Source organism: Tissierella sp. MB52-C2 (assembly GCF_030931715.1).
In the GTDB taxonomy this organism is placed as follows: domain Bacteria; phylum Bacillota; class Clostridia; order Tissierellales; family Tissierellaceae; genus Tissierella.
The window spans coordinates 603,273-625,483 of sequence record NZ_CP133261.1; the positions used below are offsets into that span (position 1 = coordinate 603,273).

20 protein-coding genes and 1 riboswitch are annotated in these 22,211 nt (G+C 31.3%); of the genes, 18 read left to right on the top strand and 2 right to left on the bottom strand.

Going from position 1 to position 22,211, the window contains the following annotated elements; all coding sequences use genetic code 11:
* The first annotated feature begins 4 nt into the window (after nucleotides 1-4).
* The 8 genes from buk (RBU61_RS03050) to RBU61_RS03085 are packed head-to-tail and all read left to right on the top strand — an operon-like array spanning nucleotide 5 to nucleotide 6,393.
* The gene (gene buk, locus RBU61_RS03050) at nucleotides 5-1,096 is read left to right on the top strand and encodes a butyrate kinase (RefSeq protein ID WP_308878086.1); all 1,092 of its coding nucleotides are present in this window, start codon (nucleotides 5-7) and stop codon (nucleotides 1,094-1,096) included.
* Entirely contained in the window at nucleotides 1,089-1,991 is a 903-nt protein-coding gene (locus RBU61_RS03055) for a phosphate butyryltransferase (RefSeq protein WP_308878087.1), read from the top strand. The genes buk (RBU61_RS03050) and RBU61_RS03055 overlap by 8 nt, the downstream gene beginning before the upstream one ends.
* A gap of 10 nt (nucleotides 1,992-2,001) precedes the next feature.
* Nucleotides 2,002-3,069, top strand: a complete 1,068-nt coding sequence (buk, locus tag RBU61_RS03060; RefSeq protein ID WP_308878088.1) for a butyrate kinase — start codon at nucleotides 2,002-2,004, stop codon at nucleotides 3,067-3,069.
* A 12-nt stretch (nucleotides 3,070-3,081) separates the two neighbouring features.
* Nucleotides 3,082-3,759, top strand: coding sequence for an ATP-binding protein (locus RBU61_RS03065; RefSeq protein ID WP_308878089.1), 678 nt, complete (start codon nucleotides 3,082-3,084; stop codon nucleotides 3,757-3,759).
* A 19-nt stretch (nucleotides 3,760-3,778) separates the two neighbouring features.
* Nucleotides 3,779-3,994 carry a 4Fe-4S dicluster domain-containing protein gene (locus RBU61_RS03070; protein ID WP_154439910.1) on the top strand — a complete coding sequence of 72 codons (216 nt, stop codon included), beginning with the start codon at nucleotides 3,779-3,781 and terminating at the stop codon, nucleotides 3,992-3,994.
* Between the two features lie 29 nt (nucleotides 3,995-4,023).
* Nucleotides 4,024-5,085 (top strand): 3-methyl-2-oxobutanoate dehydrogenase subunit VorB, encoded by a 1,062-nt coding sequence (locus RBU61_RS03075; RefSeq protein ID WP_308878090.1) that lies wholly within the window; start codon nucleotides 4,024-4,026, stop codon nucleotides 5,083-5,085.
* Nucleotides 5,085-5,831 carry a thiamine pyrophosphate-dependent enzyme gene (locus RBU61_RS03080; protein ID WP_308878091.1) on the top strand — a complete coding sequence of 249 codons (747 nt, stop codon included), beginning with the start codon at nucleotides 5,085-5,087 and terminating at the stop codon, nucleotides 5,829-5,831. Before RBU61_RS03075 ends, RBU61_RS03080 begins: the two co-directional genes overlap by 1 nt.
* A gap of 1 nt (nucleotide 5,832) precedes the next feature.
* The gene (locus tag RBU61_RS03085) at nucleotides 5,833-6,393 is read left to right on the top strand and encodes a 2-oxoacid:acceptor oxidoreductase family protein (protein WP_308878092.1); all 561 of its coding nucleotides are present in this window, start codon (nucleotides 5,833-5,835) and stop codon (nucleotides 6,391-6,393) included.
* Nucleotides 6,394-6,493: 100 nt separating this feature from the next.
* On the opposite strand, the gene RBU61_RS03090 is transcribed toward RBU61_RS03085, so the two are convergent.
* Complete coding sequence (locus RBU61_RS03090) at nucleotides 6,494-7,396, bottom strand: CsxC family protein (protein WP_308878093.1); 903 nt, start codon at nucleotides 7,394-7,396, stop codon at nucleotides 6,494-6,496.
* Nucleotides 7,397-7,562: 166 nt separating this feature from the next.
* Nucleotides 7,563-7,692: riboswitch (cyclic di-AMP (ydaO/yuaA leader) on the top strand.
* Between the two features lie 90 nt (nucleotides 7,693-7,782).
* Here RBU61_RS03090 and RBU61_RS03095 point away from each other — a divergent pair.
* From RBU61_RS03095 to RBU61_RS03125, 7 genes are all read left to right on the top strand, one after another.
* A complete protein-coding gene (locus tag RBU61_RS03095) occupies nucleotides 7,783-8,898 on the top strand; it encodes an NAD/NADP octopine/nopaline dehydrogenase family protein (protein ID WP_308878094.1) in 1,116 nt (371 codons plus the stop codon).
* Nucleotides 8,898-10,541, top strand: coding sequence for a cobalamin B12-binding domain-containing protein (locus RBU61_RS03100; protein ID WP_308878095.1), 1,644 nt, complete (start codon nucleotides 8,898-8,900; stop codon nucleotides 10,539-10,541). Before RBU61_RS03095 ends, RBU61_RS03100 begins: the two co-directional genes overlap by 1 nt.
* Nucleotides 10,542-11,282: 741 nt before the next feature.
* Nucleotides 11,283-11,426: a hypothetical protein gene (locus RBU61_RS03105; protein WP_308878096.1), complete on the top strand. Its 144-nt coding sequence runs from the start codon at nucleotides 11,283-11,285 to the stop codon at nucleotides 11,424-11,426.
* A 221-nt stretch (nucleotides 11,427-11,647) separates the two neighbouring features.
* Nucleotides 11,648-13,426 (top strand): radical SAM protein, encoded by a 1,779-nt coding sequence (locus tag RBU61_RS03110; protein WP_308878097.1) that lies wholly within the window; start codon nucleotides 11,648-11,650, stop codon nucleotides 13,424-13,426.
* 144 nt (nucleotides 13,427-13,570) lie between these two features.
* The gene (locus RBU61_RS03115) at nucleotides 13,571-15,358 is read left to right on the top strand and encodes a B12-binding domain-containing radical SAM protein (protein WP_308878098.1); all 1,788 of its coding nucleotides are present in this window, start codon (nucleotides 13,571-13,573) and stop codon (nucleotides 15,356-15,358) included.
* A gap of 158 nt (nucleotides 15,359-15,516) precedes the next feature.
* Nucleotides 15,517-17,085, top strand: coding sequence for a radical SAM/SPASM domain-containing protein (locus tag RBU61_RS03120; RefSeq protein WP_308878100.1), 1,569 nt, complete (start codon nucleotides 15,517-15,519; stop codon nucleotides 17,083-17,085).
* Between the two features lies 1 nt (nucleotide 17,086).
* Nucleotides 17,087-18,379: a radical SAM/SPASM domain-containing protein gene (locus tag RBU61_RS03125; RefSeq protein ID WP_308878101.1), complete on the top strand. Its 1,293-nt coding sequence runs from the start codon at nucleotides 17,087-17,089 to the stop codon at nucleotides 18,377-18,379.
* 282 nt (nucleotides 18,380-18,661) lie between these two features.
* Here the strand turns inward: RBU61_RS03125 and fabZ are convergent, their stop codons facing one another.
* Complete coding sequence (gene fabZ, locus RBU61_RS03130; protein WP_374212476.1) at nucleotides 18,662-19,093, bottom strand: 3-hydroxyacyl-ACP dehydratase FabZ; 432 nt, start codon at nucleotides 19,091-19,093, stop codon at nucleotides 18,662-18,664.
* 199 nt (nucleotides 19,094-19,292) lie between these two features.
* Here fabZ and RBU61_RS03135 point away from each other — a divergent pair, with 199 nt between their 5' ends.
* From RBU61_RS03135 to fabD, 3 genes are read left to right on the top strand one after another with little or no spacing between them, the layout of a single operon-like run.
* A complete protein-coding gene (locus tag RBU61_RS03135) occupies nucleotides 19,293-20,291 on the top strand; it encodes a beta-ketoacyl-ACP synthase III (protein ID WP_308878102.1) in 999 nt (332 codons plus the stop codon).
* Between the two features lies 1 nt (nucleotide 20,292).
* On the top strand, nucleotides 20,293-21,252 hold the full coding sequence (fabK, locus tag RBU61_RS03140) for an enoyl-[acyl-carrier-protein] reductase FabK (RefSeq protein WP_308878103.1): 960 nt from the start codon (nucleotides 20,293-20,295) through the stop codon (nucleotides 21,250-21,252).
* Nucleotides 21,245-22,204 carry an ACP S-malonyltransferase gene (gene fabD, locus RBU61_RS03145; protein ID WP_308878104.1) on the top strand — a complete coding sequence of 320 codons (960 nt, stop codon included), beginning with the start codon at nucleotides 21,245-21,247 and terminating at the stop codon, nucleotides 22,202-22,204. The genes fabK and fabD overlap by 8 nt, the downstream gene beginning before the upstream one ends.
* Nucleotides 22,205-22,211: the final 7 nt, after the last annotated feature.

Genomic DNA, 22,211 nt, shown 5'->3' on the forward strand with positions numbered 1-22,211 from the left:
AAATATGGAAAGAAAATATGTACTAGCAATTAATCCAGGCTCTACATCTACTAAGGTAAGTCTATTTGAAGAAAATAAAGAATTAACAACCTTTAAAATAGACCATAGAAAAGAGGAACTAGATAATTATAAAAGAATAGCTGACCAGTATGATTATAGACTAAACCTAATTAAAGACTGGTTACACAGTGAAAATATTGATGGAGGTTCCTTAAAGGCAGTAGTAGGTAGGGGTGGATTACTAAGACCTATGCCTGGTGGCACATATATAGTTTCAGATTTTATGATAGAAGATTTAAAGGTTGGAATACAGGGAGAACACGCCTCTAACCTTGGTGGAATGTTAGCTAAAGGATTAGCAGATTTAGAAAACATACCTTCCTTTATAGTAGACCCTGTGGCAGTAGATGAATTCCATGAAGTAGCTAGAATATCGGGCTTAAATGAAATATCAAGAAAATCATTAATTCATGCACTAAATATAAAAGCAGTAGCTCATAGAAGAGCTAATGAAGTAAATAGGGATTTAGAGGACATGAACCTATTGGTAGCTCATTTAGGTGGTGGAATCTCAATTGCTCCAATTGAAAATGGAAAGATGATAGATGTGAATAATGCCAAGGAAATGGGTCCATTTTCTCCAGATAGAACAGGCGGGCTTCCTATGGGAGACATAGTTAAAATATGTTATTCAGGTAAATATACCTTAGATGAAATGAAGCTTAAGGTTCAAGGAGAAGGAGGATTATTTTCCTATTTAGGAACCATGGATGGTAGAGAAGTTGAAGATAGAATAAATAAAGGTGATAACTATTCAAAACTTATATATGATGCCATGGCTTATCAAATTGGTAAAGAAATAGGAGCATATTCCACTGTGCTGAATGGTGAAGTTGACAATATAATACTTACAGGTGGACTAGCTTATTCTAGTTATCTTATGGAAAAGATAAAAGAGATGGTTGAATTTATAGCAGAAGTAATAGTATATCCAGGTGAAGATGAAATGGATGCCCTTAACAAAGGAGCATTGAGAGTTATAAATGGTAATGAGGAAGCAAAAATATATGAAACTGAGGTGGATATAAATGGCTAAATCATTTAAAGATTTATTAGAATTGGCTAAAACGAGGGGACCTAAAAAGGTGTCTGTAGCTGTAGCAGAGGATAAAGATGTATTATCTGCAGTAAAAGTAGCAACAGAATCTAAAATAGCTGAGCCTATATTAGTAGGAAGTAAGGAAAAGATACTAGATATAGCAAGGGAAATAGATTTTGATTTATCAAATATTGAGATAATTCACGAGGAAGATAAAGTCCTTGCTTGTAGAATAGCTACAGAATTAGTTAGTAGTGGAAAAGCTGATGTTTTAATGAAGGGACTTATAGATACTTCTATAATAATGAAGCAAGTATTAGATAGTGAAATTGGACTCAGAACAGGAAATGTAATATCTCACGTAGCAGTATTTGATGTACCGACTTATCATAAGGTATTTATTGTAACTGATGCCGCTATGAATATAGCTCCTGATCTTAACCAAAAGAAAGAAATTATTGAGAATGCTGTAGTATTAGCAAGATCATTAGATATAGAAATGCCAAAAGTTGCAGTATTAGCTGCAAAGGAAAAAGTATCACCAAAAATGGAAGCGACAGTCCATGCTAAGGAATTGGCAGATATGAATAAGGCAGGTGAAATTAGAGACTGTTTAGTAGATGGACCATTTGCCCTAGATAATGCCATATCTAAGGAATCTGCAATCTTAAAGGGGATTAATAGTGAAGTAGCAGGAGATGCTGACATACTTTTAGCACCTAATATTGATGCAGGAAATGTACTTTATAAATGCTTATCATTTTTAGCAAATGCCAAGTCAGCAGGACTTGTTGTAGGTACTAAAGCTCCAATAGTCCTTACATCTAGAGCTGATAATGAGGAAGCGAAATTAAACTCAATTGCCTTAGCAGTACTAATGGCTTCAAAATAGGAGGGTAAAAATGATTAGACTTTTAATTATAAATCCAGGCTCTACATCTACAAAAATAGCAGTTTTTGATGATGAAAAAAGTATATTTGAAGAAACCTTAAGACATTCTGTTGAAGAATTATCTCCTTATGAAAAGATATATGATCAATATGAATTTAGAAAAAATATTATTGTAGATATACTAGAAAAGAACAATATTGCCATAGATTCATTAGATGGAGTAGTAGGTAGGGGTGGACTTCTTAATCCAATAGAAGGTGGAACTTACGAGGTAAATGAATTGATGTTAGAAGATTTAAAAGTAGGGAAAAAAGGGGAACACGCCTCAAATCTAGGTGGCATAATAGCCCATGAAATAGCTAAAGAAATAGATAAGCGTTCTTTTATAGTAGATCCTGTTGTAGTAGATGAACTACAGGACTTGGCTAGAATATCTGGATTAAAAGAAATTGAAAGAACTTCAATATTTCATGCATTAAACCAAAAGGCAGTGGCTAGACGCCATGCTAAAGAATTGGGACAAAAATATGAGGATTTAAACTTAATAGTAGTCCATTTAGGTGGGGGAGTTTCGGTGGGAGCCCACGAAAAAGGAAGGGTAATAGATGTGGCAAATGCCTTAGATGGAGAAGGACCATTTTCACCTGAAAGAGCAGGATCTTTACCTGTTGGGGATATGATAAAATTATGTTATTCGGGAAAATACACATATAATGAAGTAAAGAAAATGATTACTGGTAATGGTGGAATTGTGTCATATTTAAAGACTAATGATGCTAGGGAAGTTGGAGAAAGAATTGAAAATGGGGACAAGTATGCAGAACTAATATATAATGCCATGGCCTATCAAGTAGCAAAAGAAGTAGGGTCATGTGCCGCTGTTCTTAAAGGAAAGGTAGATGGAATTCTTCTTACAGGAGGAATAGCATATGATAAGCTATTTACTTCTTGGATTGAAGAAAGGGTTAAGTTTATTGCTGATGTAACTATCTATCCTGGAGAAGATGAACTTACAGCATTAGCAGAAGGTGGATTAAGAGTTTTAAGAGGAGAAGAAGCAGCAAAAGTTTATAAATAGGATATGGTGACTATGTTAAATGATGATAAAAGAATAAGAGTTATAATTGGACATTATGGCAGTGGAAAATCTGAATTTAGTGTGAACTATGCTGTAAAATTAGCTCAGATGGGTAAAAAGGTTGCTTTAGCTGATTTAGATATAGTAAATATGTATTTTAGATCCAGAGAAAAAGCTCTGGAAATGGAGGGTGTAGGTATAAAAGTAATTGGAAGTCAAATCAATGCACCAGCCATAGAAGTGCCTTCTATATCGGCAGAAGTATATACGCCATTGCAGGATGAAAGCTATGATTTAATCTTAGATGTAGGTGGAGACCAAGTGGGAGCCAGGGCGTTGGGAAGATATGTCGATTATTTTGAAGAAGGTAAATACGATATGTTTTTTGTCCTAAACGCTAATAGACCTGAAACTCAAAGCGTAGATAAAGTCCTTGAATATATGACAAAAATTCAAGACGTATCTAGAGCTAAAATAACAGGTATTATAAACAACACTCATTTATTAAAATCTACAACTTGTGAAGATGTATTAAGAGGGCAGCAATTGGCTTTAGAAGTTCAAGAAAGAACTGGTATAAAGCTTAAATATATATCTGTATTAGAAGAAGTAACACCAAGTCTTCCTAATAACTTAGAGGGCGAAATATTCCCCATAAAATTATTTATGAGGGACGAATGGATGCTATAAAATAAAAGGAGGGTTTAAAATGGCTAAAGGTAAAGTAACATTTAATGAGGACATCTGTAAGGGATGTGGACTTTGTACAACTGTTTGTCCTGTAAAGATACTTGCATTAGATAAAACAAAAATAAATGCAAAGGGATACCACCCAGCATCAGTAACAGACCCAGAAAAATGTATCGGTTGTGCAAACTGTGCAACTATTTGTCCAGATGTAGTTATTACAGTAGAGAGATTCTAACTATACTTAAAAAAAGGAGGTTTTAAAATATGACGAAGGTTCTTATGAAAGGTAATGAGGCTATAGGTGCAGCAGCAATTCAAGCAGGATGTAAATACTTCTTTGGCTACCCTATAACTCCCCAATCAGAACTACCAGAATATATGTCAAGGGAGTTACCAAAAGTAGGAGGAGTATTTTTACAAGCAGAATCAGAAGTAGCAGCAATAAATATGGTTTATGGTGCAGCTGGAGCAGGTGCAAGAGTAATGACATCTTCATCAAGTCCTGGAATGGCATTAAAACAAGAGGGGATTTCATATATTGCTGGTGCAGAACTGCCTTGTCTTTTAGTTAATATAATGAGAGGTGGTCCAGGGTTAGGAAGCATTCAGCCTTCACAGACTGACTATTTCCAAGCAACTAGAGGTGGAGGAAATGGAGACTATAGAATGGTAGTATTTGCTCCAGCAGATGTTCAAGAGCTAGTTGACTTAATTATAGAAGGATTTGATATAGCAGACCAATACAAGAATCCAGTTATGGTTCTTGGTGATGGTATGATTGGACAGATGATGGAACCAGTTGAATTTAAAACTCCAGTAAAAAGAGAATTGGCAGAAAAAGACTGGGCTACAGTAGGTACTGGCGGTAACAGAAAGCCAAATATAATAAACTCTTTATATATAGCAGCAGAAGATTTAGAAGCTCACAATATTAAACTTCAAGCTAAATATAAAAAAATGAGAGAAAATGAATCTAGAGTAGAATCATATAATATAGAAGATGCAGATGTGGTTATAGCTGCTTATGGAACTACATCAAGAATAGCAAAGACAGCAATAGCAAAATTAGAAAAAGAAGGATATAAGGTAGGATTAATTAGACCTATTACATTATGGCCATATCCATTTGATGAATTTAAGAAAATAAATCCAAATTGTAAAGGTATACTTACAGTTGAAATGAATAATGGACAAATGATAGATGACGTTAAAATAGCAGTTGAAGGAAAATTCCCAGTATCATTCTATGGAAGAACAGGTGGAATGGTACCTACACCAGATGCAATAATTGAACATGTAAAAAAAATCTATGGAGGTGACAGATAATGACTATAGTTTTTGAAAAGACAAATGGATTAACAGATGTACAAACCCACTATTGTCCAGGATGTACCCATGGAATTGTTCATAGATTAGTAGGAGAAGTATTAGTAGAATTAGGAGTATTAGATAAAGCCATAGGAGTTGCTCCAGTAGGATGTTCAGTATTTGCATATAATTATTTTAATTGTGATATGCAGCAAGCTGCTCATGGTAGAGCACCAGCAGTAGCTACAGGAATCAAAAGAGTTCATCCGGATAATTTTGTATTTACTTATCAAGGTGATGGAGATTTAGCTTCCATTGGTACAGCGGAAATAGTTCATGCTGCACATAGAGGGGAAAAAATTTCAACAATATTTATAAATAATGCTATTTATGGTATGACAGGTGGACAAATGGCACCTACAACACTTATAGGACAGAAAGCTACAACTGCACCATTAGGAAGAACTGAAGAACACAGTGGTAGACCAATAAAAGTAAGTGAAATGTTAGCTACAATTCATGGAGCAGCATTTGTAGAAAGAGTTGCAGTAAACAACCCAGCAAATATAAGAAAAGCTAAAAAAGCTATAAAAGAATGTTTCCAGATACAACTTGAAGGAAAAGGATTTGGAATTGTAGAAGTATTATCCACATGTCCAACTAACTGGGGATTAACAGCTCCAGAGGCTATGAAATGGCTAGAGGAAAATATGATGCCTTATTATCCTCTTGGAAACTATAGACGTCCAGAGGAGGTTGAATAAAATGGAAGAAAGAATAGTAATTGCGGGATTTGGCGGACAAGGTGTAATGGCATTAGGTCAACTTTTAACATATTCAGGTATGACAGAGGATAAAAAAGTATCTTGGTTACCTTCTTATGGTCCAGAAATGAGAGGAGGAACTGCAAACTGTAATGTTATTATATCATCAGATGCAGTAGGTTCTCCTGTTGTAATAGATTCAACTTCAGCAATAGTAATGAATAGACCTTCCTTAGAGAAATTTGAAGATTCAGTAGTGCCAGAGGGAAGACTATTTATTAACTCATCATTAATAGATAGAAAAACTACTAGAGATGATATAGAAGTATATTATATTCCAGCTAATGAAATAGCTAATGAAATTGGTAACCCAAGAGTAGCTAATATGGTAATGCTAGGAGCGTTTTTAGAAGCTACAAAGGCAGTTGAGGTAGATACTATATTAAATAAAGCATTTACAGCAGTATTTGGAGAAAATAGAGTTAATTTACTTCCAATAAATAAAGAAGCATTAGAAAGAGGAGCAGAATTAGTAAAAGAACAAAAGAAAGCAATTCTATAGATTATAAATTGAACTTTTAAATATGAATAGCCCTCTGTCTCTTGACAGAGGGCTTATTCACTTAGGGATAGTTCATATCATTATATTTTAGTTATTAAGATTAAACTTCTTCTACCTCTACTGAGCAACAATGTGGATGTTCATGACAGTGTGGAGGTTGAACTGTGCCTCCAACGGATGGAACTTGAACCTGTCTGTTCTGTAGAACTTTAAGTGTAAGTTCTATAACCATTTTTTCTTCGATCTTTTTGAATTCTCTTTCTTCAAAAGGAAACTCCCTGTCATGAGGGTGCTTGCGATCAATAAATTCATCGAATTCAAAAATTCTTGCTCTGATTAGTTCGCAGAACGGAAGTTCGTTGAAGTTTTCAGTTGTGAATTGATTAAATTCTGATAGATCTCCTGATAATAATTGATCTTTTTCAGCAAAGTGTTTATTTGGCAAATCACTTACCTTTAAAAACTCAAACTCTGATCTGGAATTTAGAGCAAGGGTTTCAGGTGGTGTGAAAAACTCAATTGGTGTTGAACATTCAAAAGGAACATCTACAGTGCAATGACGGATATCGCCACATACTCCTTTCCAGTTTGAGCATTCTGCTGTAGAGAAGTCTATATTTTTACGAACAAAGCCTTTGATAAATAGAATATTAGTGGGTTGAAGTAAAGTACATTGAGTAATTTTCAACTTTTTCTTAATGTCTTTAACTTCAAGAGCTGGCTCAGGTAATCGAATAAGAGCATTAACATTAAATCTAATAGTTAACTCCGCTAATACTACAGGTATCTTTACAACGACACCTGATGTTATACCCCTTGGGGTTATCGGAATATTTTTACAATTATCTAAAACTTGACTATGAACATCAACACAAGGTTCATGATGTTTTGAGCTAACATTACATACTTTAGCAGGACTTGTCATAATTTTGTGCGAATGTCCCAAATTACTATCTACAACACTTACATTACTAACGTTTAATCCTTCTACATGTTTATTCATGCTTTATTTCCTCCTCGATATAATCTGGATGTTGATAACTCGGATGTCATGTCCCTACTATAATATATTCTCGAACTTAGATTAGGTGATAGTATTTTATAGAAAATTGTCTGAAAATACATTTTGTAAAAATAGTTATTATATGGTATAATATTTCTAGTTTCGAAAAGAATAATCGCTGAATTCACTTTTTGAAGCGGGGGAACCAATATTTTGGGGTGAATCCTTTATAGGACGGGCATAACCCTTTAGCCCGAACCCGACAGCTAACCTCGTAAGCGTATTAAAGGGGGCAGAAAAAAGTACTGATCTCAGAGCTATGGTTGCCCATAGTTTTTTTTGTCCCTCCAATGTGGTTGACATAAAAAATGAGAGGAGAGATATTAATGATGGGATTAAACTTTACTATTGTTGGTGCTGGGAATGGCGGTATGGCAATGGCAGGTTATTTGGCCATGATGGGGTATAAAGTAAATTTATATAATAGAACCTTAGAAAATATAATTCCTTTAATAAAAAATCCAATAATATCCTTAACAGGTGAAGAAAAAGGTATTGGAGTATTAAATAAAGTAACCGATATAATGAAAGAAGCCATAGAGGGGGCAGATATAATTATGGTTACAGTTCCTGCCATGGGACATTATCAGATAGCAGTGGAGATGGCACCATATCTAAAAGATGGCCAAATCATAGTACTTAATCCTGGGCGTACAGGAGGAGCTTTAGAAGTATATGAGACAATAAAAAGACACAAATGTGAAAAGGATATAGTTGTCGCAGAAGCTCAGACATTTATCTATGCTTGTAGAGCAACATCAAGCAATAGTGCACATATTTTTCAAGTAAAAAATGAAGTGACCATAGCTTCCATACCTTCATCTAAGACAAATCATGTTATTAATCTATTGCAATTTGCTTATCCACAGTTTATTCCTGCTAGTGATGTTTTAGAAACAAGCATAAATAATTACGGGGCAATTTTCCATCCAGCACCAACCCTATTAAATAGTGGTCATATCGAAAGAGGAGCACCATTTGAGTATTATACAGAAGGAATAACTCCATCTATAGGAGATTTTATAGAAAAGATGGATAAAGAAAGAATGGAAATAGGAAGGGCTCTTCAGATAAACACCTTATCAGCTAAAGATTGGCTATACGAATCCTATGGAGCAAAGGGAAATAATCTATACGAAACGGTTCAGAATAATCCAGCATATAAGGGACTTCAAGCACCTAAAGGCTTGTCTATAAGATATATATATGAAGACGTACCATATAGCTTAATACCAATGTCTTCCATAGCAAGAGAATTGGGGATAAAAACACCAGCTATTAACTCCATTATAAATATTGCAGAATTAATTACTGGAAAAGATTTTCATATGGAAGGCAGAACCATAGAGAGATTAGGTCTCAAGGGATTAGCTGTACATGAGATGCATAAGATTGCACAAATAGGCAAAACAGATAAAAAAGATGAGGAGGGTGTTGCTTAGTGAAAAAAATTATTGCAGGTACTCTAGGTAACTGTGTTCATGTGGCAGGAATAATGAACTATTTAAACCTAGCGGAAAAGGAAAATTATGATACTGATTTTATTGGAATAGGAAAGTCAGTGGATGAAATAATAATGTTAATTCATGAGAAGAAGCCTAATATAGTGGCTCTATCCTATAGATTGACACCTGAACCACTTCATAAAATTTTAGAAGAATTGAGAGATAAAATAAATAAAAACAATATAAGAAATATCACTTGGCTATTTGGAGGAACAGAGCCAACGGGCCTAGTAGCAAAAGAATATCAAATATTTGATAAAATATTTGATAGCACAGAAGATATCGACGAAGTTATAGCATATTTAAAAGGAAAAAATTACTCAGGAGAAGAATCTTATCCAAGAGAATTAATATCTAGAATTAAATCCAAATATCCATATCCAATATTAAGACATCATTTAGGATTACCTACCATAGAAGAAACAGTGAAATCCATAGAAAAAGTCGCAGAGGCAAAAGTAATAGATATAATATCCCTTGCACCAGACCAAAATGCTCAAGAATTTTTCTTTGATCAAGAAAACATGGATGAAAGATTAAATGGAGCAGGAGGGGTACCCTTAAGAAATAAAGAAGATTTTAAAAAACTTTATAACGCAGCACAAGGAGGGAATTTCCCACTATTAAGATCTTATAGTGGGACAAAAAATATAATTCCCTTTGCAGAAGTCCTAAAGGAAAGTATAGACAATGCTTGGTGTGCAGTTCCATTATTTTGGTATAGCGAACTAGATGGAAGAGGACCAAGGAAATTAATAGATGCCATAAAAGAAAATCAAGAGGTAATGAAATGGCATGGGGAAAGAAATATCCCAGTAGAAGTAAACGACCCTCATCATTGGAGTCTAAGGGATGCCCACGATGCCATAGGAGTAGCCGTAGCTTATATTGCAGCATATAATGCGAAGAAAATGGGGGTCAAGGATTATATTGCTCAATATATGTTTAATGTCCCAGCATCTATTTCACCAGAAATGGATTTAGGTAAGATGTTGGCAAAGATAGAATTAATAGAAAGTCTAGTAGATAAAGATTTCAATGTATATCGTCAAGCAAGGGCAGGTTTAGCAAGTTTTCCTACTAACCTTTATCAAGCAAAAGGACAATTAGCAGCTTCAGCATATCTAGCCATGGCAATTAAACCTCATATATATCATGTAGTAGGATTTTGTGAAGCTCATCATGCAGCAAAAGCAGATGATATAATAGAGTCAGCTATGATAGTAAGAGGAATACTAAAGAATGAATTCTTAGGTTCAGTAGATATGACTAATGATAAGAATGTACTTGAAAGAAAGAATACACTAATAAAAGAAGCAAAGATAATAATAGAGAGTATAAAATCACTAAATTTAAACTTAGAAGATCCATTAACAGATCCAGAAACTTTAACAGAAGCAGTGAGAATTGGAATATTAGATGCACCACATTTGCAAGGATCACAAATAGCTAAGGGACAGTTGAAAACAAGAATGGTCAGTGGTGGATTATATGCTTATGATGAGAAACAAAAGAAGATAATTACAGAAAAAGAAAGAATCAATTTGCTCCTAAAAGAAGCAGGGTATTTAGAAATATAGAAAGATATAATAAATTACATTATTGGTGTTGTTACTAATTTTTATAATTTATTCATAAAACTATTCCTTATAAAATATGGTTAGGCACAGTTTTTTTAATAATGTCTAATCATATTTTATATTTTACTCATTGTTTTAATATCATAATACTAAATATTATTAAGAATGATTAGTAAGTAATAGTTTTTCCACTCATTGTAAGGCTATTATATTATTGGCACTATAGTTTGAGCCTTAACTTAGTTTTAATACTATAGTTAATTTAGTTGTAATATTTCTTTGATTAAATAATCAATATCAAGGTAATTTTTAAAGATAAATGCTAATAGTACAAGATGGAGTTATCGACAAAAATAGTCCAAGATGTCGAAGAATACACAAATTTAGTTGTATACAAATTAATTTAGATATGATATAGTTGGTGCTAATAATATAGTGTAGATATAGAAAAATTTAAAAACAACTTAAAAAATCATGTACAAGCCTTTAGTAGGTCAATAATTATAAAAAAGTAAACCTATGAAAGTTTCTACATGATACCAGCTAATGATTTAATTGTTATTGTGAGAATCTTCCAACTACTTTTAATGGGTTTTGAGATGGATATCAACTAAATGCTTTATAAGTTATATCAAAGTATTTAGTTGTTTCTATAAAAAGTAACTGTAGATCAAATAACTGTACTTACTTATTTTGTATATATATGTACGGTTATCATGCTACATAAAGGGGGGTGAATTCATGGAAAATAAGAATTATAGTTTTGATACTAAAGATGCATTAGTTATTTTGGAAGAGGGTATTGATATCGCAGGAAATAAAATAGATGATTTAAACACGGATTCCTGTGAAAACTTTTTTGCTCCTGTCTATGTATGTAAATAATGCGTAGATGTTTTTTATTTACTAGCTTATAGTGAATGGTTTTGGCGCACAAGGTTGTGCGTCAGAATTATTCCATAATACTTTTAAAATTTAATTGATATACTTGTATGAGTTGACATGGTTGTATCTTTGATAATTGTGTAGTTTTGTAGATAGTGTTAGAGTTATTATTTAACATTATATTACACAGCAATATAAATATATAATTAGGAGAAAAATATATGAAAGTTTTGTTTGTAAATCTTTATGATTTTACTAGTAGTAGAGCGAGTTTACCATTAGGTATACAATCATTATATTTATTATTAGAAAATAAATCAGATTTTGATGCCGAGATATGTGATTTTAACAAATTATACGACAACAATTTATTAACAGACAATAATTTTCAAGAGAACATTAATGACATGGCAAATTATATAATATCACGAGAAGCTAAAATTGTTAGTATTTATACAATGTGCAATAATTATCATATTGCATTGCTTTTATGTCGAGAATTAAATAAGTTGAAGTCTGATATTTTTGTTATCTTAGCAGGTCCTCAAGCTACAATGGTTGCCCGTGAGACATTGATGAAATATGAATATGTTAATTATATCGCTTTAGGCGAAGGAGAAGATACGATTCTGCCAATACTTCAAGGAATTGTTAATAATAATTTAGATAATGTTAATGGGATTGCATATCGTAAACATAATGGAGTTATAGATATTAATTGGGATAAAACTAAATTTGTTGATATCAACAAATTAGAAATATTTGATATCGAAGAATTTTATAGAGATGAAGAAATAATTAATATAGAAGTTGGCAGAGGATGTCCTTTTCATTGTTCATTTTGTTCCACAAAGAATTTTTGGTGTAATAATTATCGACTAAAGAGCGTTGAACGGATTATTCAAGAATTAGAATTCTATATTGATAAATATCAAATGAAAAGTTTTGTTTTTCAGCATGATTTATTTACTTATAATAGGAAATATATCATTAAATTTTGTGATGAGATTTTGGAAAGAGGTATCGATATTAAATGGGCTTGTAGTTCTAGAATTGATGTAATAAATGAGGAAATGATAAGTAAAATGTCTCTTTCAGGCTGCAACTGTATATACTTTGGAATCGAAACTGGCTCTCAAGATATACAAGATATAATTAATAAGAATATAAAGATTGAAAAAGTTGAAGAGACAGCTAGATTAGTTAAGAAATATAATATTGATTCAATTTTTTCTTTTATATATGGCTTTCCAAGTGAGAGTGAACATGACCTTAATCAAACTTTACAACTTATTTACAAATTAAAGAAAATTGAAGCAGAAAATAAGAAAGTAAAAAACACAATACAGTTATGGCCTCTGAATTTTTTACCAGGCACGGAAATGGGAGAGGAATATAAAGACAAACTTATATTTCAAAAAACTTCAAGAACTGATTTTAGCTATAATAAATATATAGATAATGAAGAAGTATCTAGGATGATTAGTAATGATAAAGATGTATTTATTAATTACTATAATTTACCTAAGAATTATTCGGAAAGATACATGTATTTAAGTCCTTTTATAATGGGGCTATTTAACAATTTTTATAAATACTCTACATCTTCAATAGATATGATAATAGAATATTACAATGGTAATATCCTTAAAATGTATGATGATATACTAGGGTGTTGCCTTGAGCAGATAACAAAGTTTTTTAACGTTAAAGCCAATAAATATAAGATGAAAGAAGAAATTTCTATTCTTTTCACTATATTTGAAATATTTTTGAAGAAAAAAGACATAAATATTTTGAGACCTGATGTTTATGAAATATTTATTTTTGAAAGAGATATTTTTGACTTTATACATTTTGAATTTGAGAATAAAAAAATAAAAAATTATCACTATAATGTTTATGATTTTTTGTCTAATCAAAACATATCTTTGCAAAAACAAAACAATTGCTTGAAATTTATTAAAGATGAATATGGTGCTAGAATTCAAAAAGTTTAAGATATTAATCTATTTAATAATTGTAAGCAGTAGGAGGATATTATCACATATATTAAAATATAATTATTAGGGACAGATTTCTTAAATATAATTTATACTTATGGATAGTTTCCTTGACAAGTACAGGCATGGGAGAGATGTAATATGAAAATTGTTTTTATAAATGTATGTGACTATGTAAATATTGCTAGTAGTTCATATCCACTGGGAATATTATCTTTAGCCACTGTGATAAAAGAAAGTGGAGAATATGAAGTAGAAGTTATAGATTTTAATCGAATATATACAGAGCAAGGAGTAGATATAAGCGATGATTTAAATGAAAATATCATGAATGATACTAATTATATATTGAAGTATAATCCGGATTTTGTGAGTTTATACACAATGTGTAATTCCCATCATATTGCTATTTTGCTTGCAAAACAGATTAAAAGTCAAAATCCTAAAGTAAAAGTATTATTTGGAGGACCTCATGCGTCATTAACAGCTGAAGCTACGCTTAAAAAGTTTGATTTTATAGATGCTATAGGAATTGGAGAGGGAGAAAATACCATACTGGAAATATTACGAGCAGTTAATAGTTCTGATTTTACAGATGTTAGAGGAATTGGCTATAGACAGAATGGAGAAATTCTATGTATTGATAACGATAATCTAATTTCAGATATGGATCAAATGCCTATTATTGATTTTGACTTATACAAGCATAACTTAGATAAAGGAATAAGCTTGGATGTAGGACGAGGATGTCCATTTGGATGTAGTTTTTGCTCAACTAAAACATTTTGGAAAAGAAAATTCAGAATAAAATCAGCAGTAAGAATTTTTCATGAAATTACTACATATATAGAAAAATATGACGTCTATGAGTTCAATTTTCAACATGATCTTTTCCTTGTTAACCGAAATGTAGTATTAGAGTTGTGTGATATGATAATTCAAAATAATATTAAAATTTCTTGGTATTGCAGTTCAAGGATTGATACAATTGACGAAGAGATGATTAACAAAATGTATTTAGCCGGTTGCAAAAGTATTTTTTTTGGAATTGAAACTGGATCAGAAAGGATGCAGAAATTAATTAATAAGAACTTAAATCTAGGATCTCTAGATAACTTAGTGACACTACTAAAAAAATATAATATTACTCCTACATTTTCATTTATTTACGGATTTCCCGATGAAACTGAAAAAGATATTGATGAAACATTAAGTATATTATATTATTTGTATAGTTATTTTTATGAGGACTTTAAAGGCAGAAATATTACACTTAATCTTAGCAAACTAATTTTCTTTCCTGGAACTGAGATTACAAATAGGTATATAGATGAATTACACTACATAGGAAACTATCATACGGATGCAAGGCTGAGTATAGGTAGATGGAATAGTGAAATTTTAAACAAATTAATTAGAGACAAACAGATTTTCCCACAGTACTTTGATTTGCCAACTAAATTAAGGAATGAATTAAGAAATTTAGATATTGTATTTAATTGTATATTTATCCACACAATAATGTATATTAACGAAACATATAGGTTAGTTCTTGATTCAATGAATAATAGCAATTTAAAAGTATATTATGCATTTACCGAAGTTGTATCAGAAAGCGAGATTCTAAATTGTCATATTTATAATTACAATAATCTTAAAGAATATATTTTGGATGTAATGAAATTAATTAAAAGATTTGTAAATACATATGAATTTGGAGAAAATACAGAAGCTATAAGAAATATTTTTGCGTTTGAAGAAAATATATTTTTATTTTCTACGATAAACAATGACTATGAAGAAGTTGTTGAATATGACTATGATGTCATTAGTATGAAAAAAAATAGATTGATAAATCCTATCAGGAATAATATAAAAGTCAAATTTTTAAAGAGTGATAATAGCGCTTCGGTTTATAAAGTGAAATAGAAATAGTGAATCGTTTATTAAAGATGATAGATTTAAAATCTAAACTAGATAACTCCACAATATTAAAAAATAATACTAAGGAAGTCTACTAACCTAGTTTGGAAAAATTAATATAATTGTGATTATATAATATAAATAATTAAATTAGGGTGATTATAATGATAATATTCCAAGGAAAAAAGTACTTTATTTCTCCTAATGTTCATTTTAAAAAGTCAGTTATGGACAGTCCAAATTATGAATATTATTTATTTGTTAATTATAAAACAATAAGGATAAAAGATGCAGCTGGAATTTTTTTTGAATATTTAATAGGGACAGAAATTATAGAATTTGATAATATTGTATCTAGAGAATCTAAAGTACTTAATCAGAGTTACCAGAGTATAAATTCAGTTCTTCTGAAATATTTTAACTTATTTAGTGATTATGGATGGTTGATGGAGGTCGACAATACCGAAATTATCTGGGATATTGCAAAGCATACATATTTCACCCAAAATGATGGTAAATACTATGCAATGAATTTACTCTATAAGACGGTAGATTTGATATCAGAAGATATATATTATATATTGAAAAACAAGAATTTCACAGATGTTAATTCACAGATGCTTTTTCAATTATATACTCGTAAATATTTAGAAAATACTAGTTTAGAGACTGATTATACTAGTTTTTTAAAGCCTCCTAATTTTAAAGTAGTATCATTGATATTTTCCTATGACTGTAATTTAGCATGTGTATATTGTTTTGAAAAAGATAATAATATAAAAAATATAATGAGAAATGATACTTTTGAAAAAACTATAAAATATATTGATAATTTGGCTAAAGAAAATAATGTACTGTTAGTGTTTTATGGAGGCGAACCTTTATTAGAAAGCAATAAAGAATATATTTATAGAGTCTTACAAGATTTTAAGGATAACAGCCGGATATTATTTAGATTTATAACCAATGGTATTTATATAAGAGAATATATTAAGATATTTGATATTGCTAAAAGTAAAATAGTAGAATTTACCATAACCATTGATGGACCAGAAGAGGTTCATAATAGTAAACGTATATCCAAAGATGGACAATCTTCATTTAATAAAATTATAGATTCTGTTTGCTTATTAAATGAGATAGGCTATCGTGTGTCAATTAGAATTAATTTAAGTAAAGATAATATTGAACATCAACTTGAATTAATTGAATATTTAAATATAATAATTAAAAACAAATCACTTATGCGCATCGAATATCATAGGGTAGAGGATAAGAAGAATCTAGATTATCAACCATTATCATATTTAGATTGCTATCAATTATATTGTATGGTAAAAAACAAAAGTAAAATAAAAGTAGAGTTTTGTCTACCTATTATTAATCTTTTGAATAACATCAGTGAAAATGAAAACGAATATCCTATAATTGAAAAAATTTATTGTGGCATTAATTTGAACAGAGTTATTGATGTTGACGGTAAAGTTTATTCCTGTAATGAAGCAATGGGTATAGAGGAGTTTTATATTGATAATGTTGAACATTCGTTTCAAGAGAAGCATGCTGATCATGTTGATTATAAAAAGTGTAAAAGCTGTAATTTCTACTTAGCATGTTATGGCAATTGTGCTTTAGTAAATTATTTTAGACATTCTGCTAATTCAGAGAAAGAATGTGATTATAAGCAAATAGAGAACGTCTTAAAGTGTTATTTAAACGATAGGAGAAAATAAGATGAAGAATGATTTTAAAATCAGCAAATATATAGTTTGTGTAGATGATTTGGATGAAAAGAATATTCTTTTTAATTGTGCAACGGGATCATTGATGTTATTGGATAAGGATAAATACAGCTTACTAGAAAATAATTTAATAGATAAGATAGATTCTTCACTTATTGAATTGTTAAAAAAAAGTAAAATAATTATTCCATCAGAATGTAATGAAGAAGTAGAGTACTTAAAACATATTGAAAAAAGTACTAAGAATGATGAAATATACTTAACAATTTCTCCTACTTTTTTATGTAATTTTGATTGCAGTTATTGCTTTGTAAATAAAAGTAATAGTATGATAAATACGACTACCTTGAACTCTATTATTAATTGTATAAAAAGTAATAATTTCAATAGAGATAAAATGATAAATATTATTTGGTTTGGAGGAGAAACTTTATTAGCTCTTGACCACATAATTGAATTTACGCAAAAATTAGAAAGATCAATAAGTAGTAATAATATTCGAGCTAGTATTGTTACTAACGGTTATTTACTTAATCAAGATGTATTAGTTAAGTTGATTAGATCACACATCAAAATTATTCAAATAACATTTGATGGAAATGAATATTTGCATAATAAATATAGAAAGACTAAATGTGGAAAAGAAACTTATAAACAGATTATGGAGAATATTATTAATTTATTATCGACTAATTATGACTTTGTATTAAATCTAAGGTGTAATTATTTTTCGGATGGTGCAGATAGTGATATGATTGCTGAATTTGTTAAAGATATTGCCCCAATTATCCAAGATGATAAACGAGTAAATATTCAATTGAAACCAATTATTGATTTTTCTTGCTCATCTAATACAAAAAGTTTTTTCGACAGCTATGATAATGTAGAACTGATTAAGCAAGCTATTACTAAAGAATTACCAAATCAAGTGATTTATAATACAGTTGGCCTACCAAAGCCTAAAATTAAATGGTGTAGTTCCGGAGAGGAAAATATGTTTAACATAGGACCATCTGGAGAATTGTATTTTTGTAAGTCTCAATTTGGATATAAAGATAAAGCTATAGGTTATATTAATGAAGATGGAAGCATATCTTATAATAAAAACTATGACATAAATGTCAGAAACAACTATTTATTAGAGAAATGCTTAGAATGTAAATATCTTCCGTTATGTATGGGTGGATGTAAAAGATTAAGAGTAGATAAGAATAAAGCAATTTGTTATTGGAATGAAGAAAGTATCAAAAATCTCATTAGAAGAAATTTAGCCACGTGGAATTAACTATTTAGGAGGTAAATTATTTGCCATATAGAGGATGAATTGTAGCTTATGAACAAAACTCTAAAATTCTGGGAAGCATGATTTTTTTAGAGATGAAATCAATATCACTCGTTTTTGAACGATACTTCTTTTGGCAGATGTTATGTACACATCACATTATTTTACCCTTGAAATATTAAATTAAATAAAAGTAAAATAATATGCTTTTGATTTTATCAAAAGCATATTATTTTACTTTTATTTACATTAATGCACATTGTTTTGGCAAAACTATCAAATGATCTATTCTATTGCAAATAGAAACTCTCCCTCACAAGCGAGTTCATCTCCAACATAGGCCTTACCTTCTCCAATACCCACAGAACCCCTAACTCTAGTTAAGACTACCTCCATCCTAAGAGTATCTCCAGGTACTACTTTTCTTTTAAATCTTACCTTATTTATTCCAGCAAAATAAGGGGTTTTTCCCTTATACTTTTCATCAGATAAAAGAATTACAGCTCCAACTTGAGCCATGGATTCCACTATTATTACTCCAGGCATTACAGGTATATTTGGAAAATGCCCTTGAAAAAATGGCTCATTTATAGTTACATTTTTATATCCTATGCCTTTAACTCCAATTTCTTCTATGGAAACTTTATCAATAAAGAGAAAAGGATACCTATGGGGAATAATCTCTTTTATTTCTTCTATATTCAACAATTTATCCATAAAATCACTCCTTTTTTGATTGTTATAGTAAAAAATTAATTATTGATTATTTTATTATATTCATATATACTAAGTCTTAAAGTTCTATTCGCATGATATTATTAATAATAATCTAAATAAAACTAATTTGCAAATATTTTAAGGGGGTGGTATATGAAGAGTGGGAAAAGTAAATCATAATTAAATACGGAGGTGGAAAATGAAAAACATTTATGTAGGTATTTCTGGTGTAGGTAGCTATGTTCCTGAAAAGAAAGTTACTAATCATGACTTATCTAAAATTGTAGATACATCTGATGAGTGGATTGTTGGACGAACAGGAATTGAGGAAAGAAGAATAGCCAGTGATGATATGGCAACTTCAGATCTAGGAACATTGGCAGCGAAAGAAGCCTTAGAAGACGCAAGAGTAAAACCAGAAGATATAGATTTAATTATTGTTGCAACAGTTACAGCTGACCATGCTTTTCCATCAACTGCTTGTATAATTCAAAAAAACATAGGTGCAATGAAAGCAGCAGCATTTGATATAAACGTAGGTTGTTCTGGATTTGTCTACGGATTATCCATAGGAGAAAGTTTCATTAAATCGGGAACCTACAAAAAGGTATTAGTCATAGGAGCAGAAACATTATCTAGAGTAGTAGACTGGGAAGATAGAAATACTTGTGTGCTATTTGGAGATGGTGCAGGAGCTTGTGTATTAGAAAAATGCGAAGAAGGTTCAGGAATTCTTTCTAGTGAATTAGGTTCAGATGGTACAAATGGCCAAGTGCTAAGTCAGCCAGCAGGTGGTTCGAGACTACCAGCCAGTATTGAAACTCTGGAAGATAGACTTCACTATATAAAGATGGATGGAAAAGAAGTATTTAAATTTGCAGTTAGAGTTATGGAAAAAGCATCAATAAATGCTTTAGAAAAAGCAGATTTAAATTTAGATGATTTAGACTTTTTAGTTCCTCATCAAGCTAATATGAGGATCATAGATGCAGCAGCTAAGAAATTAAAGCTTGAAAAAAACAGGATATGTGTAAATTTAAATAAATATGGAAATATGTCTTCAGCCTCTATTCCAATTGCCCTTGACGAAGCAGTTAAGGATAATAGAATTAAAAATGGTGATAATATACTTTTAGTAGCCTTTGGAGCAGGCCTTACTTGGGCTTCAATGACTATAAAGTGGAGTAGGAGGAGATAAGATGTGGAAGACTAGGATAACAGATATTTTAAATATTAAATATCCTATATTACAAGGTGGTATGGCCTGGGTAGCTACACACGAATTAGCGGCAGCTGTGTCGGAAGCAGGTGGCTTAGGAATTATTGGAGCTGGTAATGCCCCAGGAGAAGTAATAAGAAATGAAATCAAGAAGCTAAAGGAATTGACAGATAAACCTTTTGGTGTAAATATTATGATGATGTCACCCTTTGCTGAGGATATTGTAGGTATAGTCTGTGATGAAGGAGTTCCTGTTGTAACTACAGGTGCAGGAAGTCCAGGGAAGTATATAAAGAAATTAAAAGAACACAATGTAAAAATCATACCTGTAGTACCTACTGTGTCTTTAGCAGTGAGATTAGAAAGAGAAGGCGTTGATGCCTTAATTGTAGAGGGAACAGAGGCGGGAGGCCATATTGGAGAATTGACTACTATGGCATTAGTTCCTCAAATAGTGGATAAAGTTAATATTCCTGTTATAGCAGCAGGAGGAATTGGAGACGGAAGAGGATTTTTGGCAGCATTAAGTCTAGGCGCAGAAGGAGTTCAACTAGGCACTAGATTTCTATGCTCCACAGAGGCAAATGTTCATACAAACTATAAAGAAGCCATAGTAAAATCTAAAGATAGAGATGCACAAGTAACTGGGAGAAGTACTGGGCATCCTGTTAGAGCATTGAAAAATAAATTTACTAGGGAATTTTTAGAGTTGGAAAAAAACAATGGATCCCTTGAAGAATTAGGGTTATTAGGTTCGGGAAGATTAAAATTAGCTGTAGTGGATGGAGATGTAAATAAGGGGTCTCTAATGGCTGGACAAATTGCAGGATTAATAGAAGATATTAAACCATGTAAGGAGATAATTGAAGATATTATAGGTTATGCAGATAAAAAACTGAATATATTGAATTCCTTAAGTAGAGGTGATATTGGTGAATAAATTAGCTTTTATATTTCCAGGCCAAGGCTCACAATACGTAGGAATGGGTAGTGACTTTTACGAATCCTTTGCAGAATCAAAAAAAGTATTTGATGAAGCAAATGAAGTATTGGATATGGATTTAAAAGGCATATGTTTCAATGGAACCGAAGAAGATCTAAGGAAAACGGAAAATACTCAACCAGCAATACTTGCAACTAGTATTGCAATACTCAAAGCCATGGAAGCTAGAGGGATAGATTGTGAATATACAGCTGGGCTAAGTCTTGGAGAATATAGTTCCTTAGTCACAAGCAAGAGCTTAGATTTTAAAGATGCTCTTAAGGTTGTAAAGGAAAGAGGAAGGTTTATGCAAGAAGCAGTTCCCCTAGGAGTAGGTGGAATGGCTGCGATTCTAGGATTAGACAAAGAAAAGTTACCCTTTATCATACAAAAAACTAAGGAATATGGAGTAGTTGAGGTGGCCAACTATAATAGTCCAGAGCAAATTGTACTGTCAGGAGAAATAGAAGGGCTAAAAGTTGCCTGTGAAGAAGCAGTAAAACTAGGAGCTAAAAAAGCAGTACCATTATCTGTGTCTGCTCCATTTCATTCATCCTTATTAGTTTCAGCAGGGGAAAAGTTAAAGAATGAATTGTCAAAGATAGATATAAGGGAAACCCAAAAGAAGTTTATTTCAAATGTAGATGCGAAACTTTTATCTAATAAAGATGAAATAAAACCTAATCTAGTAAACCAAGTGAGCAATTCAGTATTGTGGCAACAGTCTGTGGAATATATGATAAATGAAGGTGTAGATACCTTTATAGAATTAGGACCAGGAAAATCTCTTTCAGGCTTTGTAAAGAGAATAGGAAAGTCCATGGGGAAAGAAGTAAAGGCACTAAGTGTAAATAATGTTAATTCCTTCGAGGAAACAGTTAATTATATAAAATCAGTGAAAGATAAATAGTTATTCA

Bases quoted from the DNA above. Each gene is read 5' to 3' on its own strand.
- buk (WP_308878086.1), top strand. From the start codon at position 5: ATGGAAAGAAAATATGTACTAGCAATTAATCCAGGCTCTACATCTACT.
- RBU61_RS03055 (WP_308878087.1), top strand. From the start codon at position 1,089: ATGGCTAAATCATTTAAAGATTTATTAGAATTGGCTAAAACGAGGGGA.
- buk (WP_308878088.1), top strand. From the start codon at position 2,002: ATGATTAGACTTTTAATTATAAATCCAGGCTCTACATCTACAAAAATA.
- RBU61_RS03065 (WP_308878089.1), top strand. From the start codon at position 3,082: ATGTTAAATGATGATAAAAGAATAAGAGTTATAATTGGACATTATGGC.
- RBU61_RS03070 (WP_154439910.1), top strand. From the start codon at position 3,779: ATGGCTAAAGGTAAAGTAACATTTAATGAGGACATCTGTAAGGGATGT.
- RBU61_RS03075 (WP_308878090.1), top strand. From the start codon at position 4,024: ATGACGAAGGTTCTTATGAAAGGTAATGAGGCTATAGGTGCAGCAGCA.
- RBU61_RS03080 (WP_308878091.1), top strand. From the start codon at position 5,085: ATGACTATAGTTTTTGAAAAGACAAATGGATTAACAGATGTACAAACC.
- RBU61_RS03085 (WP_308878092.1), top strand. From the start codon at position 5,833: ATGGAAGAAAGAATAGTAATTGCGGGATTTGGCGGACAAGGTGTAATG.
- RBU61_RS03090 (WP_308878093.1), bottom strand. From the start codon at position 7,396: ATGAATAAACATGTAGAAGGATTAAACGTTAGTAATGTAAGTGTTGTA.
- RBU61_RS03095 (WP_308878094.1), top strand. From the start codon at position 7,783: ATGATGGGATTAAACTTTACTATTGTTGGTGCTGGGAATGGCGGTATG.
- RBU61_RS03105 (WP_308878096.1), top strand. From the start codon at position 11,283: ATGGAAAATAAGAATTATAGTTTTGATACTAAAGATGCATTAGTTATT.
- RBU61_RS03110 (WP_308878097.1), top strand. From the start codon at position 11,648: ATGAAAGTTTTGTTTGTAAATCTTTATGATTTTACTAGTAGTAGAGCG.
- RBU61_RS03115 (WP_308878098.1), top strand. From the start codon at position 13,571: ATGAAAATTGTTTTTATAAATGTATGTGACTATGTAAATATTGCTAGT.
- RBU61_RS03120 (WP_308878100.1), top strand. From the start codon at position 15,517: ATGATAATATTCCAAGGAAAAAAGTACTTTATTTCTCCTAATGTTCAT.
- RBU61_RS03125 (WP_308878101.1), top strand. From the start codon at position 17,087: ATGAAGAATGATTTTAAAATCAGCAAATATATAGTTTGTGTAGATGAT.
- fabZ (WP_374212476.1), bottom strand. From the start codon at position 19,093: ATGGATAAATTGTTGAATATAGAAGAAATAAAAGAGATTATTCCCCAT.
- RBU61_RS03135 (WP_308878102.1), top strand. From the start codon at position 19,293: ATGAAAAACATTTATGTAGGTATTTCTGGTGTAGGTAGCTATGTTCCT.
- fabK (WP_308878103.1), top strand. From the start codon at position 20,293: ATGTGGAAGACTAGGATAACAGATATTTTAAATATTAAATATCCTATA.